This window comes from Bacillus cereus group sp. BfR-BA-01350 (assembly GCF_022663775.1).
Lineage (GTDB): Bacteria > Bacillota > Bacilli > Bacillales > Bacillaceae_G > Bacillus_A > Bacillus_A paranthracis.
In genome coordinates this window covers 80066-98418 of record NZ_JAKUGD010000005.1, presented here as the reverse complement: position 1 = coordinate 98418, position 18353 = coordinate 80066, and the positions used below count along the sequence as shown (strand labels likewise).

The window sequence follows — 18353 nt, the reverse complement described above, 5'->3', positions numbered from 1 at the left end:
AATGGACATCAGAGGTCAAACGTCTAACGAAAAGTTTAAATAAAAAGAAAATTCTTCAAAAAAACACATATAAAATGATTAGACATGAAATAGGTTATGTTTTTTATGTAAAAATATACATTATGATAACGTTATGGATCATTATTGTAGAATATAGTGTATGAAATAGGAAAATAGATACATTATTTTTTTAGGGAAATAGGTTATACACATTAAAAAAGAGCCTTCTAGTAATCTAGAAGGCTCTAAAAATATAACTTAAGGTGCTTTCGTATAACCTAAGAAGTGCTTACTCCAATAAGAATTGCTTAATGAAGCGATTGCTACACCTTTATCTCCAGCTTGGATAAATGATCCGCCCCCAAGGTAAATACCCATGTGAGAAGGACCCGATTTATAAGTGTTTTGGAAATAAATTAAGTCGCCTGGTTGTGGATTTGAAGTTTGTGGTAGGCTACCCCAATATCCCGCAACACTTTGACGGCTAATGTTATGACCAAATTTCTTAAATACGTGGTAGATGTAGCCACTGCAGTCCACACCGTTAGCAGAAGTTCCGCCCCAAACGTATGGTACGCCTTGCATTCCTTTTGCATATGCAAGTATAGAAGAACTGTTGCCGCTATTATTACCTGTATTGTTGTTATTGTTTTGATTGTTATTTTGATTGTTGTTAGGCTTATTATCTACTGCGCCGCCAACTGGTGTTTTAGAAAGGTAACGTGTTCCGATATAACCAGTTTGACCGTTGTAGTTAATTTTGCTCCATCCAGAGTTTTCAGAGATTACTTGAACCTTCTGTCCTTGTGGAAGTGCGCCTATGATTCTATAATTTGTACCTTCACCACTACGTACATTTAAGGCAGAAGCATTAATGTAGTAGTCACCAATTGCACCTTGATTAGGTTGTTCAGGTTGTTTTGGTTGCTCAGGAGTAGTAGTGCCACCTTTAACGAATTTCATGAATTCGCTACTAACGTAGCCTGTTTTTCCTTGATAGTTAACTTTAAACCAGCTACCTTCAGAGCCAATTACGTTTAATGTCGTACCATTTAATACGCCACCAATTACGCTATGGTAAGTAGCAGGACCTGTACGAACGCGTAGAGATGTTGCGTTAACAACGTAAGTACCACCAGTTTGAACAGTTACATTATTGTTTTGGTTATTATTTTGGTTGTTATTTTGGTTGTTTCCTTGTGTAGCGTTATCGCTAGAACCGCCTTTTGTTACGTAGTCTTTGCTTACGTAAGCCGTTTGACCTGCATAATTGATTTTGAACCAATCTTGAACTTCGCCAACAACTTGTACTACTTGTCCTTTTGTAACAGAACCTACAGTTGTGTGAGAAGTGCTAGGACCTGTACGAACACGAAGGGAAGATACATTTACTGTATAGTTTCCGCTTGCTGGTTTTACAGATTCTTGGTTGTTATTATTCGTATTGTTGTTTGAAGAACCTGTATTAGCAGAAACGCCAGATACAAATTCACCACTTACATAACCTACTTGTCCATTATGGTTGATTTTTACCCAACCATTTTCTTGACCAATTACGTTTAATGTTTGTCCTTCATATACACGTCCTGAAACAGAACTAGAAGTGTTAGGAGCGGTACGTACACGTAATACATCAGCAGTAACTTTATTCTTTCCACCTGTTGTACTTACATTGGAATTGCTTCCACCATTTTTTGATACAAATTCACCACTAACAAAGCCTGTTTTTCCATTCATGTTAATTTTGTACCAACCATTTTCTTCGCCAATCACGTTTAGTGATTGACCGTTATAAACGCGCGAGATGATGTCGTGAGAAGTACTTGATCCTGCACGAACATGTAATACGTCAGCGTTTACCGTATAAGATGAGCTGTTTGATGCAGAAGCTTGGACAGTTGTAGCAGCTTTTTGTGTATTTTGTTCAGGGGCAGCTTGAACACTATCAAGTGTAGGTGCTGCTCCTCCTGCTACAGACACTGCCGCAAGACCGGCAAGGTATTTTTTCATAATTTGTCGATTCCTTTCTGTCTGTAATGTAGTGAAGAAATATTTACCAACTGTTAAAAATTCTAAAGAGCATGTCGATTACTGTCAAGACTTATGCGGGAATCTGAATATGACAAAAAGATTACAAGAAAAAATCAAGGCATAAATCTATACCTTGATTTCCATTTAAATACATATATTGAATGTAGAAAGGATAGAAATTATTCGTGTTTAAGAAGATGACATATTGGATTGTAACAAACTCTGAGAAAATGATCGTTGCAGCATTTTCGTGATAGGGCCAACTTGACCATCTTGGATTGCGGTTCCATCAAGATGAGTCATCGGCAAAATTTCAATCGTCGTTCCTGTAAAAAAGCATTCATCCGCTTGATAAACATCACGAACGCTGAAAAGCTCTTCTTGTACTGGAATACGAAGGGTTTTCGCTAAAGAAAGAACATATTGACGAATAATGCCATTTAAAATAAGGTGATTAGCTGGATGTGTGTAAAGAGTTCCGTTTTTAATGAGAAAGAAGTTAGAGTGGCTGCCCTCAGTTACAGTACCATTTCGTACGAAAAGGGCCTCTTTACAACCTTTTCGTTCCGCTTTCGTAGTAGCTAATATATTCGGTAATAAGTTTAATGATTTAATATCACAGCGTAGCCAGCGCGTATCCGGTTCTGATATGGCACGTACACCATATTCAATCCATAACGCTGGTCTTTCTTTCTTTGTAATATAGGCATAGATTGTTGGAGGGACGTCATATGAGAACGTATGGGTACGAGCTTGTACACCACGAGATACTTGCAAATAAATCGTTCCATCTTCGTGGAAATTATTATTTTCGATTAGTTTATAAAGTAGGGTAATCAGTTCCGCTTTTGAGAAAGGGAGTGTTAATTCTATTTCTTCCATGGAGCGATATAATCTTGTGATATGCGGATCTAATAAGTGAAAGTTCCCTTTATATAGACGAATAACCTCGTAGACACCATCACCAAACTGCAAGCCTCTTTCCTCAAGGTCTATGTACGTTTTTTGTTTCGTTGTATCAATAACTGCATCATTCCAAAGTACAAATCTTTCATATGCCAATTTTCGTCCCATCCTTTCGTAAGTGCATAAGTAAAGTGAAGTTTTCATTCATTTGGAATAAAAATCACTACAGTAATTTTTATGTGAGTAATTCTTTACATATGACGTATATGTATTTGTAAATGGTAGAGAAGTGGTAGTGATTTACAGCATTTCGTATATACAAATTCGAAAATAAGAAATAAGAATCCTGCTTTTAAATAAAAAAAAGCAACATTCTCATGGAATGCTGCACAAGGAGGGTAGCTATCTTTCATAGGGACATCGTCTTATTGAATGTTTTGTGTATGGAAACAAAACATATTGAAAGACAATTATAAGAAAGTAGAAATAAACGATTCACATATTTCTTTAAGGGATCTTATTACAGATGAGAGATAAGAAATATATAGAACCTCGTTTACATATTTTATTATAGAGATACTTCATTAATTTTATATGAATATTTGGTAAAGGTTATGTAATGTTAAAGTTAATGAATATAAGTAATTGTATGGAGAAATATAAAAAAAGAGGCTGAGATTACTCAGCGCTCTTCTTTTCTTCTTTAATAGCTGTCTTTACTTCACCAGTTTTGATCTTGTTGCTTTCAGAGAAGCGAAGTAAGTCACCCTCAATGATTTTGTCAGACATGCTCAATTCATTTTGGGCGCGATCAATAAGTGGTTGAGATTCTTCTTTTGGTAGTTGTACAACTTCGCCAGTAGCACGGTCGTAGAATGTACTGTTCGTGTACATGTACTTATCTGTAACGAAGCTACCATCACGAAGAACAACGAACCCTTTATTGTCAGGTGAGAATACGTCATGACCGAATCGAACGTCATTCGTAGAGTCTACACCAAGTAAGTTTAGAATAGTTGGTTTAATGTCAATTTCACCAGTTGGCTTTGAAATTGTTTTACCTTCTTTTTGACCTGGAACATGAATAAACATCGGTGTTTTTTGTAAGTTCATATGGTCAAACGCAGTAATTTCTTCTTTTCCTAAGAACTGTGCCATTGCACGGTTATGGTTTTCAGAAATACCGTAGTGGTCACCGTAGAATACGATAACTGAGTTGTCGTAAATACCTTCTGCTTTTAGACGTTCAATAAAGTGTTTCATTGCTTCGTCTAAGTAGCGAGCTGTTACCATGTAACGGTCAAATACGCCATCACCAGAATTGTATTCATCAATTAATTTTGTATTGTCATCATAAGTGAATGGGTAATGGTTTGTTAAAGTAAGGAAGCGAGTATAGAACGGTTGCTTCACTTGTTTTAACATATCGATAGATTGATCAAAGTACTCGATATCTTTTAATCCCCAGTTTAATTTCGTTTCTGGCGTAATCTTATAGTCAAGCTCGTTGTAGTAACGATCATAACCAAGTGCCGGATACATAATGTTACGGTTCCAGAATGTTGCGTTGTTTGCGTGGAATACTGCAGTGTAGTATCCTTGCTGACGTAAAATTTCTGGAGTTGCTGTGTATTCGTTGTTACCGTGTGTGAAGAATACAGCACCACGGTCTAGTGGATACATTGAAGTATCTACTAAGAATTCAGCATCAGATGTTTTTCCTTGCCCAGTTTGATGGAAGAAGTTATCAAAGTAATAACTTTCTTTCGTAAATTGGTTTAAGAATGGTGTAACTTCTTGTCCGTTAACTGTTGCACCAATTAAGAATGTTTGTAATGACTCAAGAGAGACAACGATTACGTTCTTCCCTTTTGCAGTACCAAACATATTTGGATCTGGTTTGCTTTGCGTTGTTTTTACGTAGTTCTCTGTTTCCTGTAACTTACTACCGTCAGCAAATGCCTTTTGTGAACTTGATTTTGCTTGTAAGCCAAGATCATACACTTGGTGTACATATAAACCTAAGTTTTTAACAAGCATAACGCGGTCGAATGAACGTGTTAATAGTTCTGGACGCTCAGCTTCTGCCAATCCTAAGTTTGCGAAGAAAATAGCAATTGTTGACACGAAGTATAGGGAACGCATTGGGCGTGCTACACGTTCTGTCGGTGCAAAATTCTTCATCTTCTTCAATAAAATGAAGAATACGATAATATCAGCAAATGCGAGGATAATTTTGTAGTTAAACAATTCTTTTACACTAGAACCTAAACTTCCGAAGTTAGATGTTTGTCCTAGTACTGGTAAAGTAACGAAGTCATTGTAGAATCCGTAGAACATTACGTTACCAACAAGAACGATTGTTAAGACAAAATTAATTCCAAGTGCTATATAGTTACGTTTTTTCCCTTTTGCAAATAATGCAAGACCAACAAGCAGTAATGATGCTGCTAATGGGCTCAGGAATAAAATGAATTCTTGCATGAAAGATTCAAGTTTTAAATCAAAGCTTGTGCGTGTAATAAGATATGTCTTCAACCATAAGGCTAAAGCTACGAATGCAGTGAAACGCACATTTTGAAATTGTGATTTCAAGGTTTCTTTCATTCATTTCCACCCTTTCTCTATCAGGCTTGGTCGATTTTGGAGCGAAAAATGCTAAAATAAAAAATACATAGTTTTCTTGGCCATAATTAGAGGTTCTATATTCACCCATATACGACTATAACTATGCATACCCTTTTAGTTTCTTGTGTTACTCATAAGCATAACGTCATTTCTGTATTATACAACAAAATTCATTTCTGAGAAACACTATAACATTTTACATTTTTTGTATGAGATTTGTCACTACCAGAGAAAACTTTAACATTCGTTTATATGTCCGTCAACTAGAAAATATAACAAAGGTAGAGCAGAATGTTAAGTGAAAGTGAAAAAACTCTTGTTGAGAAATAAGAAATGACAATGGGTAAGTGGTTATCTAGAAACCTATTATATGAAGGGAAATATGTAAAAATTAACGAACACTTGTTCTTTTTGGGTTTGTTTGTTACAATGAAAGTTCATTGATAGATTATGTGTAATTTTGATGAACTTTTACTGAAAACATATTGTAGCTTATTTCTTTTAAAAAATAGGGAGGCCTTTACATGGAGCAAAAATTTTCAGTTGAAGCATTTTGGAAGAAAGTAAAACATGTCGCAAAGCAGGCAGGGCAGTCAGTTATTTATGCAAGTTTACTGTTGTTTTACGTTTTGCAGAAACCAGATGTTCCAAAACGAGTGAAAATTATTGTAATTGGAGCACTTGCTTATTTTATTGCACCGATTGATGCGATTCCAGATTTCGTTGCTGGAATTGGTTATACGGATGATTTAGGGGCGTTAATGGCTGCATTATTACAAGCGTCGCTATACGTCGATGATGCTGTAAAAGATAAGGCGCGAGTGAAGTTGGCAGAATGGTTTGGTTCGGATATAGACACATCCTTTATCGATCAGAAATTAGATCAATAGGTAAGAACTGTCACATGGTGACAGGGCGAACGTAAGCGAGGAAGTGCATTATGCCATCAGGAAGAACGCATACGAAAATAAACTTAATATCCCTTCCGGTTGTTTTGTTTATGCTCTTTTCGTATGGACTAACAAATTTTGATTTTTTATTAACTTTTGCAATTGGCTTTTTAGTAGGTACTACATTTTTAACACCGGATTTAGATACGTATAGTAATGCGTATAATAAATGGGGATTCCTGCGTATATTTTGGTATCCGTATAAGAAGGTGATGCCGCATCGCTCCTTCTTTACACACACAATTATACTTGGTGATGTGATTCGTATTGCATACATGTTAATTGTGTTTTCTCCGTTTTTATTCCTATTAAATGTAATCGCGCTTGACGGGAATTTAATAGAAATGGCGAAGGAACATGAGGTTGAAATTGTAACGTTCGTAATGGGAATTGTTGTGGCAAGCACGCTTCATATTATAGCGGATAAAGTGAATACGCGCCGTAAGAAAATGATGAGAAAAAAGAAGAAACGCAGAAGATAAAAAAACCGTCCCAAAAAGTATTTTGGGACGGTTTTTTCTTATTAATCAAACGTTTGTTTAAAATTAAGCTTTCAGTACTTTTATACCTTTCACGATGTTCCAAATGAAGTAGTATAAGCTAATGATTCCGCAAATACATAAGACAATCATCGTACCGATGCCCAGTGTTACATCCGGTTGATCAGATCCAAGACCCATAACTCCTAAAATAATCATGCCAATGAATGTAGCAATACTTGGGATAATGTGTGTCCATAGAGCACGTTTTGCATGTGGTTTCGTTTCCGCGTCTCCCACAATCCACACAATAATCGGGAATAAGATAGGGGCAAATAATACACTAAAGTATGATAAAGCTGCTAATATTTTGTTTCCGTTCATATATATCACCTCATAAATAATATCCGTTGTTATACCTTTATTATGCAGGAAAGGTAGCGAGCTTTCTATCGATGAACATTACAAGAACGTGACGATTTTGTAAGATTTTTTCGTTAAATGATAAAATTTTCAAAAAAATCTTTTTAAATGGAAATTGTTATGGTACAGTATAAATGAAAGTTATTGAAAACGTTTTCTTAAACGTTTTTTTATTTTTAGACTTAAAGGTATGATGACCTGATAGTCTATTGATGAGGTTATTCTATTTAAAAGGGGATTCTTTAGGGGGAGAGAATAATGAACACATGGACACAAGTTTATGATCCGTTCGGAAACATTTGGATTTCGGCAGCGGTCGCACTTATTCCGATTATCTTTTTTTTCTTAGCTTTAGCAGTTTTCCGCATGAAGGGGTATGTGGCAGGATTTATTACAGTTGTACTGACAATTTTAGTGGCGTTATTCGCTTATAAGATGCCGTTCACGATGGCGATGGCAGCGACCGGATATGGTTTCTTATACGGATTATGGCCAATTGCTTGGATTATCATTATGTCGGTATTTTTATATAAAATATCTGTGAAGACAGGTCAATTCGATGTGATTCGTGCATCTGTATTATCCATTACGAATGACCATCGTTTACTCGTTATTTTAATCGGTTTTTCATTCGGAGCATTTTTAGAAGGGGCAGCGGGATTCGGTGCACCAGTCGCGATTACGGCAGCGCTTCTTGCAGGCCTTGGGCTAAATCCTTTATATGCAGCAGGTCTTTGTTTAATTGCAAACACAGCACCAGTAGCGTTCGGAGCGATGGGTATTCCGATTACAGTTGCTGGACAAGTAACAGGTATTGATCCACATAAAATTGGACAAATGGCTGGACATCAATTACCGTTCTTATCATTATTTGTTCCGTTCTTTATCGTATTTTTAATGGACGGGTTGAAAGGAGTAAGACAAACGTGGCCTGCTTTACTTGTAGCAGGTAGCTCATTTGCAATTACGCAGTTCATTACAGCGACATTCTTAGGACCAGAACTTCCGGATATTACGTCAGCACTTGTAAGTTTAGTTAGTTTAGCGCTGTTCTTAAAAGTATGGCAACCGAAAGAAATTTATCAATCTGGGCAAGCAAATAGAGAAGTAGCCGCAACAACGGCGGCATCGATGCCGAAATTAACGTTAGGAAAAGTAGTAAAGGCATGGTCTCCATTTATCGTATTAACGGTTATGGTAGTCATTTGGAGTCAAAGTTTCTTTAAAGCATTATTTGCTCCAGGAGGCGCGTTAGAAAGTCTTGTATTTAAGTTTGAAATTCCGGGCTTGCACAATTTAGTAATGAAAGCAGAGCCGATTGTAAATAAACCGACGCCTTACGAGGCAATTTTGAAGTTTGATGTATTATCAGCAACGGGAACAGCAATTTTAATTGCTTGTCTCATTTCCATGCTGATTTTGAAAATGAGTGTAAAAGATGCAGTAGTAACATTTAAAGAAACTTTAAGTGAATTAAAAATGCCAATTCTATCTATTGGATTTGTATTAGGATTTGCATTTATTGCAAACTATTCTGGGCTATCTTCTACACTAGCATTAGCACTAGCAGGAACTGGCGGACTATTCCCGTTCTTCTCACCATTCTTAGGATGGATCGGTGTATTCTTAACAGGATCTGATACGTCAGCGAATGCATTATTTTCAAATTTACAAGCAATTACAGCGCAGCAAGTCGGTGTATCTGAAGTACTTCTCGTTGCAGCGAATACAACGGGCGGTGTAACCGGAAAAATGATTTCTCCGCAATCGATTGCGATTGCTTGTGCAGCAGTTGGACTTGCTGGAAAAGAATCAGATTTATTCCGCTTTACAGTGAAGCATAGTTTGTTCTTCGTAATAATTGTGGGGATTATGACTTATGTTCAGGCCTATTATTTAACTTGGATGATTCCGTAAAGAGCGAGAGAAATAAACTTTGCATTTTTCAGATTATCGTGTATGATGAGAAAGTATTGAAAATTAAATCAGTGATAAACTAGGGGTGCCTAACGTATGCGTAGGCTGAGAGAGAAGCGCGTGAACTTCTTAACCCTTTGGACCTGATCTGGCTCGTACCAGCGTAGGGAAGTTAACGGCTTTACATAATGATGTCTTTATGAGCCAGGTCCTTATTTTTTTATGGACCTGGCTCTTTTTATTTTGGCATACGCTGGCCATATCTCGTCCTTGTCACGTACAGGGGGGCAACAAAGGTTATGAAACAGTCTGTTTCAGCTGAGCAAATTGAATTGAAATCGAGTTTACCAGGAAGTAAGAAAGTGTATGTGGATGGACCACGAGAAGGTATGAAAGTACCGATGCGTGAGATTGAACAAAGCGATACAAATGGCGTCCCGAATCCGCCAATTCGTGTGTATGATACAAGCGGTCCTTACACAGATCCTGCGTATAAAGTCGAGTTAGAGAAGGGGTTGCAGGCGCCGCGCCACTCTTGGATCCTAGAGCGCGGAGATGTAGAGGCATACGAAGGACGCGAAGTAAAACCAGAGGATGACGGTGTGAAGGTGGCTTCGAAACATACACCTGTTTTCCCGCAAATGGATCGCAAACCGCTTAGAGCGAAGCAAGGTGCAAATGTTACGCAAATGCATTATGCACGTAATGGCATCATTACGTCTGAGATGGAATATGTTGCGATTCGTGAAGGAGTAGACCCGGAGTTTGTTCGTAAGGAAATTGCGGAAGGTCGCGCTATTTTACCAGCAAATATTAACCATCCGGAAGCAGAGCCGATGATTATTGGACGTAATTTCCACGTGAAGGTGAATGCAAATATCGGAAACTCTGCTGTATCTTCTTCTATCGCGGAAGAAGTAGAGAAGATGACATGGGCTACTCGCTGGGGTGCAGATACGATTATGGATTTATCTACAGGTAAAAACATTCATACGACGCGCGAGTGGATTATTCGTAATGCGCCTGTACCAGTTGGAACTGTACCGATCTATCAAGCTCTTGAAAAAGTAAACGGAATTGCAGAAGATTTAACGTGGGAAGTGTATCGTGATACGTTAATTGAGCAAGCGGAGCAAGGCGTAGATTACTTTACAATTCACGCTGGCGTATTACTTCGTTACATTCCGATTACTGCAAAGCGTACGACAGGTATCGTTTCGCGCGGTGGTTCAATTATGGCGCAGTGGTGTTTATACCATCATAAAGAAAACTTCCTATACACTCATTTTGAAGAGATTTGTGAAATTATGAAGCAGTATGATGTTTCGTTCTCTCTTGGAGATGGATTACGTCCAGGTTCGATTGCAGATGCAAATGACGAAGCGCAGTTCTCTGAGCTTGAAACACTTGGTGAATTAACGAAGATTGCTTGGAAACATGATGTGCAAGTTATGATTGAAGGGCCTGGGCATGTACCGATGCATTTAATTAAAGAAAATATGGAGAAAGAGCTTGATATTTGCCAGGGCGCACCATTCTATACACTTGGACCGTTAACGACAGATATTGCACCAGGTTATGACCATATTACATCCGCAATTGGAGCTGCGATGATTGGCTGGTTTGGAACGGCGATGCTTTGTTATGTAACGCCGAAAGAACATTTAGGTTTACCGAATAAAGATGATGTACGCGAAGGTGTTATTACGTACAAAATCGCTGCGCATGCAGCTGATCTAGCGAAAGGGCACAAAACGGCTCATCAGCGTGATGATGCACTTTCAAAAGCTCGTTTTGAATTCCGTTGGCGCGATCAATTTAATTTATCTTTAGATCCTGAACGCGCGATGGAGTATCACGATGAAACGTTGCCAGCAGAAGGTGCGAAAACGGCTCATTTCTGTTCCATGTGTGGACCGAAGTTTTGTAGTATGAGAATTTCACATGATATTCGTGAATACGCAAAAGAAAATGATTTAGAAACGACAGAAGCAATTGAAAAAGGAATGAAAGAGAAAGCGAAAGAATTTAAAGAAACTGGTAGTCATTTATACCAATAACACGTTACACCTCTTTACTTGATTGATCACACTGTAGTACCTAACTTAAATATAGAAGAAGCCCGCTTTGCTAAGACGGTAGCAAAGTGGGCTTCTGTTGTTTATCCCGCTATTTGTGGGCAGTAAGACCCCCACCTCAAAATTCAGCGGAAGCAAAGAAGTTAGGTGGGGGGCAACTGCCCGTAAAAGCCCGATTGGTTAGGGCTGATAATCAGTGGTGGATGTACAAAACCCCCACTGATTAAAGTTTCACTTTATAAGGCGAAGAAGAGATGTACCCAATAGAATAAGAGGAATAATGTAACGACTGTTGTGAGTGGAATAACGATAAGGGATACACTTAAATAGTCTTTCCATTTTACTTTAATTTTGTTTTGTTTCAGGATATACATCCAAATGAGAGAAGCTAGCGTACCGATTGGTAATAATAGTGAACCGATGTCACTACCAATGATATTTGCGAGATAGATAGTTTTTAATGTGACTGGATCTAATCCCATTTCTGTTAACGTAATGGTACCAATCATAAGTGCAGGGTGATTATTGAAGACATTGGAGAGGAGAGAAACGAGTCCACCCATTGCAAAGCTAGCATAAAGCAGATGTTGACTTACAACTGGTTCAAGCCATTGGACAAGCGCTGCTGTTAATCCTGCGTTGTGGAGCCCGTAAATAATGACATACATAGAGAAAGCAAAAATCAAAATGTGCCAAGGTGTCTTTTTCAAAATGTCGACAGGGTTCGTTCGTAAGTAGTACCATCTCCAAATGAGAAGAACGAGTGAACCGAGTACGGCAACAATCTCGATTGGGATGGATAAGAAGGATGCAACGAATAGAAGACAGCGCATAAGGAAGACGAAGCCTAATACTTTTAGCATGAACCTTGTCCGTTTTTGTTTCGTATCAACTGAATTTTTTCCTTTTAACGGATGAAAGTTTTTCGTGAAGAATATTTCTTCAATATCATATGAAGAAACAGGCAATTTTTTCGGAAGTTTTTTCTTCAAAACCGTATACATAAGCCATGACATAAACAATAGTCCTAATGTTGCAGGTACAAACATCATAGCAGTATGCATATAAAGAGTCATATTCACGATATTTAATGCGATTAAGTTTACGATATTACTTACACCAATTGGTGCACTAGATGCAGTAGCGATTAAAGCACCGCTTAATAAATAAGGGATTTGTTGATGCGGTTTTAATTGAAGATTTTTTAGGAGAAGAATTAAGATTGGCGTTGTAATTAAAATACTACCGTCGTTATTAAATAAAAGAGTCATAAGAAAACATAATAATTGAATATACCAGTATAAGCGGCGCCCGGAGCCTTTTGCTAAGTTTGCAAGTTTCGCTGCGGACCAGTGGAAGAATCCGAAGCTTTCTAATATAACCGCCATAACGATGGTCGCTAATATTGTTATGGAGGCACCGCCAATTTTACTAATAATGTCCATGACGTCTGGTTTTGATACAAGTCCAGTAATCAGGATAATGCCAGCGCCAATTGCTGCCGGCCACGCCTCATTTAAACCACGAGGTCGCCAAAAGATAACAATCATTGTTAAGAAGAATACAATAATAGTAATCCATATTTCAATGCTCATATTTTACCTACCTTTCTACTTTTCCTTAAAGTAATGTAGCTTGTCTTAAGGTTTGTATTGGTAGTATATTCAGCGGAAAATAGGAAGAACTAGACATATAATGGAATAAAGTGAATATGTGTTTTTCAAGCGAAAGGACATGTGTCACGAATAGTGAAATAACTATTGTGAGAGGAGTCTATAAATTAGAAGGGCAGTAAGATAGTAAATGAAATTTATATGGGCGATTATTGAGATATATCGGCGCAACTCAAAATATATCAGCGATTATTGGAATATATCAGCGCAACTCAAAATATATCAGCGATTTTTAAATTATATCGACTTATCGACAAAACATGACAAAAGGAGCCCATCCCAAAATACCTTTTGGAACAGGCCCTACAATATTATTTTTCCTTCAAAAAAGTTCGATCCTTCAAGAATAAATTCCAGAAGAAAATAAATCCTGGTAATAAAATTGCAATCCCAATTGCATATAGAATAAGCAATGCATAGAATGTTTCGACCGTTGTAAAGCTTGTAAATACAGTTACATCAGGATAAATAATATACGGTAAATGCGCAACGCCGTAAGCATAACTTGCAAATGCATATTGAGCGACGACTGCTAAAACGGCAATGCGAGGGTATCCTAGTGTGTCATACTTCTTGTTTGTCCACCAAAGAGAAGAGTATCCGATAATGAATAAAACGATAGAAACTGTAAACCATGTGAATTGCTTTATTAGCCCTTGCATAAGCCAGTGTGTTTCCGGATCCATTACAACGAGGGCAATAATCGCCGTAACGAGCGTTGCAGGACCAAGGATAATCGCGTTTCTTCTATAAATTCTATATGCATCTTCTGAACCTTGTTCTCTCGCAAAATCAGCAAGAAAGAGGGAGGAAAGAAATAGTTCCGAAGTTAGTCCGAAGAGCATATAACAATAAATAACAGGACTAGAAAGAAGTTTTCCATATAGGAGTACTTCTTTTCCTTCAGACATTGTAATATAGGCACCTTCTGTAACAGGTAAAACGGTAATTAATAGGGCTGGAATTAAGAGTCCTGTAATACCTGAAATAATACGAAGAAGGTGTTGGTACTTCGGCAGGGAATAAGCAAATACCATAAATGTACTGCGAATTGCCACGAGTACTAGAATTAACATAACGGGTACGAACATTACCGTTGCTAGGGTAAAAGCGGCTTTCGGAAAGAAGCCAAGAAAAGCGACAACGACAAAGACGAGAAATGTATTTGTTACTTCCCAAGTCGGTGATAAGTATCGGTTGGCAAGCTTGGCAGCTAGCGTTGGATGTTTTGCGTATACCATGCCCCAAAAACCTGCTCCAAAATCGATGGACCCTAATATACTGTATACGAAAATAAGAGCCCATAAGATGATGATTGCAATACTTTCCTCATGCACGAGAATCGCCTCCTTCGTGATGTAAATCATTTGTAAGCGGATGTTTCTTAAAGAATGTCCGTAGTACAAAAACTGTTAAAATACCGAGTCCAATATATAAAATGATGAATAGAATAAATAAAGGACCGACAAAATCAGCGCGTGTAGAAGCATCGACTGTACGTTGCATACCGTAAATGGTCCATGGCTGACGACCGCTACAGCTGAAAATCCACCCAAATTCAATGCCGAGCATCATAACTGGTCCACATGCGGCAGCTCCCCAAAGAAGCCACTTCGGTAGCTCTGTTTCTTTTTTTCGGTAAACAAAGTACCAATATAAGAGGGCAATTGCTGCAACTGCAAAGGTAAAGGCAGCAGTGCCAACCATTAAATTGAACAGTGTATGCGTGTAAAATGGTGGCCATGTTTCTTGTGGGAATTCCTTTAGTCCTTTTACGACAGTGTTAGGGTCTAGTCCTACTAGTAGGCTAAGCATGTTCGGAATTTCTAGTGCATAGTTTAGTTCAAGTGTGTTAGGATCTACAACGCCGCCAATTGATAACGGTGCATGTGATGTCGTTTCAAATAAAGCTTCAGCAGATGCCAGTTTTTCAGGGGAATGCTTATGTAAAGCAATTGCCGATTCGTGTCCCGAAAGCCACATCGTAGCGCCTGTAATAAATGTCACGACGAGTCCTAACAGTAGTCCTTTTTTATGATATGCCACTTCACGTTCACTTACATTCTTCTTTAATAATTTAAATCCGGCGATAGAGGCAATGACGGCAGCTCCAGTTGCGTAGGCTGTAATCACAACGTGGAATGCGCTCGTGCCAAAACTCGGATTAAAGAAAGCTTTCCACGGATCAACGTTAAAAACTGATCCATCTGGTCCCATTGAAAAGCCCGCGGGTGTATTCATCCATGTATTTGCCGATGTAATAAGCACGGCGGATGCCGTGGCACCAATCATGACGAAGAATAGCGAGATTAATCTCATGAATGGAGGTAGTTTGTCAGCTGCATATACATAAATGGACATGAACAAAGCCTCTAAAAAGAAGGCGAAAATCTCAATTTGAAAGGGAACAGAAATAACCTGCCCAACAATTTTGGCAAAACCAGGCCAAAGCAGTGAGATTTGTACACCAACGATTGTTCCAGTTGGAATTGCTACACCAAGAAGGATGGCAAAGGCCTTTGTCCATCTTTTTGCCATAATGGCGTAGTCGGAATCTTTCTTCCAGTGATAGAGTATTTCACTTATAAAAATCATTAATGAAAGTCCGACACCAAGTGTTGCGAAGATAATGTGGAATGCTAGTGAAGAACCGAAAAATGCTCTTGCTAATGTTACCGTATCCATATGTAAACTCCTCTTCTTTTTTGCCATTATTTTCTGATTGAATTGGAAGATTTATTCAAAAAAACTTCCAAAAATATATATGTATTTAAAAAGTGGATATGATAATATTGTGTTTGAATATTCTAAATAGAAAGAAGTTAATATTTTGTTTGTTTTTTAGTAAGGAATATTTTATAATCTTTTATGCGAACATAAGTTCTGTTTTCGAAGTGAAGAAGTTTATGTGAAATGGAGAGGATGTTTTATGTATCCTGAAGTCATTAAAAAGATGGCATTTTCAAAAGAGCATAGAGATTTATTATTGAAGCTGTATAATAAAGAGATTACGCGTAGTGAGTATGATCGACTCGTAGAATCGCTATATAGACCTTCTAAAGAGGCTTGCGAGGGATGATAAAGGAACGGGAGACAATCTAATAGATTGTCTTTTTTAAATTTGTGTATGTTCTGGTAAAATTAAGGTTAGCCTTAATAGGGAGGTGAAAGGATTGCGGAAACGTTTATATATAGGGGTTGGGGTTGTTCTCTTAATCGCTTTAGGTGGAATTGTATTTTGGTCAGCTTTGCAAGGAAACCGTACGGAACATTTTATTTTAAGACATATGGTGAATGAAAATGGGACGTTTGCTACATATCGTTTAGCGGATACAAAGGCAGGAACGGGTGAAGCGAAGGGCCGTGAAGCTTTATCGGAATCAGCGGGACTATGGTTACAATATACACTCGATAAAGACGATCAAGCGTTATTCGATGAACAAGTTAAGGTTATTCAAAATAACTTTGTACATAAGAACCAAATTGTTTTATGGAAAATCTCTGAAAAGGGAGAAATGCAGTCAGCTACAAATGCACTTATTGATGATCTTCGTATTATAGAACAGTTATATCGCGCTTATGAAATGTACAAGGAAGAGCGATATAAAAACTTGGCAGATCAATTGAGTGATGCTGTAATTCGTTATAATAAGAAAGATAATTATTATGTTGATTATTATGATGCAGATGCAAGGAAACAAAATAATTTTGCAACAACGTCATATATAAATCCGCGCGCATTCTCCTATATGAAAAAGTATGGAAAAGTTTCTGCTCAGCAATATGAGGAAGTCGTTCAATTTTTAGCGGATTATCCAAGGCATGGATGGGCATTCCCGAAAGAGTATAAAGCAGATGGTACATTTACGTACGACAAAGAAGTGAATCTTATTGACCAATCATACGTTGCATATCATCGTAGTTTAGGTGGTCTTTCATCAGATGCTTATTTGGAATTTATAAAGAAGAAATTCCAGGAGGATGGAAAGCTATACGGTCGTTACAATTTAGAAACGGGAAAACAAACTGTGAATTATGAATCGCCAGCCGCTTACGGATTAACGATTTTGTACGTACTACAAACAGGTGATACAAAGTTCGCAAAGGAATTATATGATCATATGGCCACATTCCGAAATGACAACGTATTTAGTAGATATTACGGTGGATATGTAACAGGCGAAAATAACAATACGCATATTTTTGATAATGTTTTGCCGCTTTTAGCTGAAATAGAATTAGAGAAGAGTGAAAAATAAAAGGTGCCACCCTATGGGGATGGCATCTTTTATTGTTTAATATTATTTTAAGTCCTAATATTGGAGAAGTAATCAATTACGAATTCACGGAATTTCTGAGCAGTTTTCGATAAGTAACGTTTTTTTGACCAGCTTAACCCAATCGTTCGCTCACAATTTGGTTCAATAATACGTAACTTATTTAATGCTAAAGTAGAGTTTTTTAATAAAGTTAAACTTGGGACAAAGGCGATGCCGAGGCCTTGCTTAATAAGATCGCTAATCACGGTTGGTTCATCTACTTCAAAAGCGATATGTGGAGTGAAGCCAGCTTCTTTACAAAATTCATCTGTTAAGTGCCGAAATCCGTAACCAGTGTTCATACTAATGAACGGTTCATCCTTTACTTCATGCAAATATACACTTTCACGTTCTGATAAACGGTGGCCTGAAGGGACGACTAAGAAAATTTCTTCTGTAATAAGTGGTTCCCAAATAATCTCTTCGCCTTCAATTGGCACAGAAGAAATGCAAAAGTCAATTTCTATATTATCTAGTTGTCGTTTCATAGAAGGAGTAGATGCGAGAAATTGTTGGAATCGAACGTTAGGATGTTCTAGTAAAAAAGAACCAATTAGTTCGGGTAATATTCTTGGAATAGAAACAGCCAACGTAATAGAGCTTTGTTGTAAGTTAGCTAAATCTTTAATTTCTCGTTCGCCTTCACTTAATTCATGAAAAATGCGCTCTACTCGTTTTAAAAATACTTTCCCGAAAGAGTTTAATGTAATTTGTCGACCTTGGCGGTCAAATAATGGAACGCCTAAGTCCTTTTCTAATCTAGCAATTGTTTTGCTAAGCGAAGGTTGTGCGATATGCAATTCTTCAGCAGCTTTTGTCATATGCTCTAATCTTGCGACTGTCTGAAAGTATTTTAGTTGAAGAAGTTCCATTTTGATTCTCCTTTCTATAGACCAAAAGGAATGGATTGATAATTAAAGATGTATTATACAGTATGGAAATGGACGTG

The 18353-nt window shown here is 37.7% G+C and carries 14 protein-coding genes and 1 riboswitch; of the genes, 6 read left to right on the top strand and 8 right to left on the bottom strand.

Annotation, left to right across the window (positions count from 1 at the left end; translation table 11 throughout):
• Positions 1–258 precede the first annotated feature (258 nt).
• The 3 genes from MR147_RS13465 to MR147_RS13455 form a co-directional block, all read right to left on the bottom strand.
• On the bottom strand, positions 259–2010 hold the full coding sequence (locus tag MR147_RS13465) for a C40 family peptidase (RefSeq protein WP_074606578.1): 1752 nt from the start codon (positions 2008–2010) through the stop codon (positions 259–261).
• 210 nt (positions 2011–2220) lie between these two features.
• The gene (locus MR147_RS13460) at positions 2221–3105 is read right to left on the bottom strand and encodes a D-amino-acid transaminase (protein WP_049112924.1); all 885 of its coding nucleotides are present in this window, start codon (positions 3103–3105) and stop codon (positions 2221–2223) included.
• A gap of 510 nt (positions 3106–3615) precedes the next feature.
• Positions 3616–5544, bottom strand: coding sequence for an LTA synthase family protein (locus tag MR147_RS13455; protein WP_000665331.1), 1929 nt, complete (start codon positions 5542–5544; stop codon positions 3616–3618).
• 545 nt (positions 5545–6089) lie between these two features.
• Here MR147_RS13455 and MR147_RS13450 point away from each other — a divergent pair.
• Positions 6090–6455 (top strand): YkvA family protein, encoded by a 366-nt coding sequence (locus MR147_RS13450; RefSeq protein WP_000435501.1) that lies wholly within the window; start codon positions 6090–6092, stop codon positions 6453–6455.
• 50 nt (positions 6456–6505) lie between these two features.
• Positions 6506–6997 (top strand): metal-binding protein, encoded by a 492-nt coding sequence (locus MR147_RS13445; protein ID WP_001139083.1) that lies wholly within the window; start codon positions 6506–6508, stop codon positions 6995–6997.
• 63 nt (positions 6998–7060) lie between these two features.
• Here MR147_RS13445 and MR147_RS13440 read toward each other — a convergent pair whose 3' ends face one another.
• On the bottom strand, positions 7061–7378 hold the full coding sequence (locus tag MR147_RS13440; protein WP_061529301.1) for a magnetosome magnetite crystal formation protein family: 318 nt from the start codon (positions 7376–7378) through the stop codon (positions 7061–7063).
• A gap of 297 nt (positions 7379–7675) precedes the next feature.
• Between MR147_RS13440 and lldP the strand changes: the two genes are divergently transcribed.
• Together lldP and thiC are read left to right on the top strand one after the other, a co-directional pair.
• The gene (lldP, locus tag MR147_RS13435) at positions 7676–9334 is read left to right on the top strand and encodes an L-lactate permease (RefSeq protein WP_242304408.1); all 1659 of its coding nucleotides are present in this window, start codon (positions 7676–7678) and stop codon (positions 9332–9334) included.
• 71 nt (positions 9335–9405) lie between these two features.
• A riboswitch (TPP riboswitch) is annotated at positions 9406–9521 on the top strand.
• Between the two features lie 112 nt (positions 9522–9633).
• Positions 9634–11394 (top strand): phosphomethylpyrimidine synthase ThiC, encoded by a 1761-nt coding sequence (gene thiC / locus MR147_RS13430; protein WP_242304406.1) that lies wholly within the window; start codon positions 9634–9636, stop codon positions 11392–11394.
• A gap of 254 nt (positions 11395–11648) precedes the next feature.
• Here the strand turns inward: thiC and MR147_RS13425 are convergent, their stop codons facing one another.
• The 3 genes from MR147_RS13425 to cydA form a co-directional block, all read right to left on the bottom strand.
• Positions 11649–13007: an arsenic transporter gene (locus tag MR147_RS13425; RefSeq protein WP_000021134.1), complete on the bottom strand. Its 1359-nt coding sequence runs from the start codon at positions 13005–13007 to the stop codon at positions 11649–11651.
• Between the two features lie 389 nt (positions 13008–13396).
• Positions 13397–14422 (bottom strand): cytochrome d ubiquinol oxidase subunit II, encoded by a 1026-nt coding sequence (locus MR147_RS13420; RefSeq protein WP_000544181.1) that lies wholly within the window; start codon positions 14420–14422, stop codon positions 13397–13399.
• Positions 14415–15770: a cytochrome ubiquinol oxidase subunit I gene (gene cydA, locus MR147_RS13415; RefSeq protein ID WP_000381959.1), complete on the bottom strand. Its 1356-nt coding sequence runs from the start codon at positions 15768–15770 to the stop codon at positions 14415–14417. Before cydA ends, MR147_RS13420 begins: the two co-directional genes overlap by 8 nt.
• Before the next feature lie 244 nt (positions 15771–16014).
• Here cydA and MR147_RS13410 point away from each other — a divergent pair, with 244 nt between their 5' ends.
• Together MR147_RS13410 and MR147_RS13405 are read left to right on the top strand one after the other, a co-directional pair.
• On the top strand, positions 16015–16164 hold the full coding sequence (locus tag MR147_RS13410; RefSeq protein WP_000283184.1) for a hypothetical protein: 150 nt from the start codon (positions 16015–16017) through the stop codon (positions 16162–16164).
• A gap of 94 nt (positions 16165–16258) precedes the next feature.
• Positions 16259–17344 carry a transcriptional regulator gene (locus MR147_RS13405; protein WP_242304404.1) on the top strand — a complete coding sequence of 362 codons (1086 nt, stop codon included), beginning with the start codon at positions 16259–16261 and terminating at the stop codon, positions 17342–17344.
• Positions 17345–17391: 47 nt separating this feature from the next.
• Here MR147_RS13405 and MR147_RS13400 read toward each other — a convergent pair whose 3' ends face one another.
• The gene (locus MR147_RS13400) at positions 17392–18276 is read right to left on the bottom strand and encodes a LysR family transcriptional regulator (RefSeq protein WP_074606587.1); all 885 of its coding nucleotides are present in this window, start codon (positions 18274–18276) and stop codon (positions 17392–17394) included.
• Positions 18277–18353 lie beyond the last annotated feature (77 nt).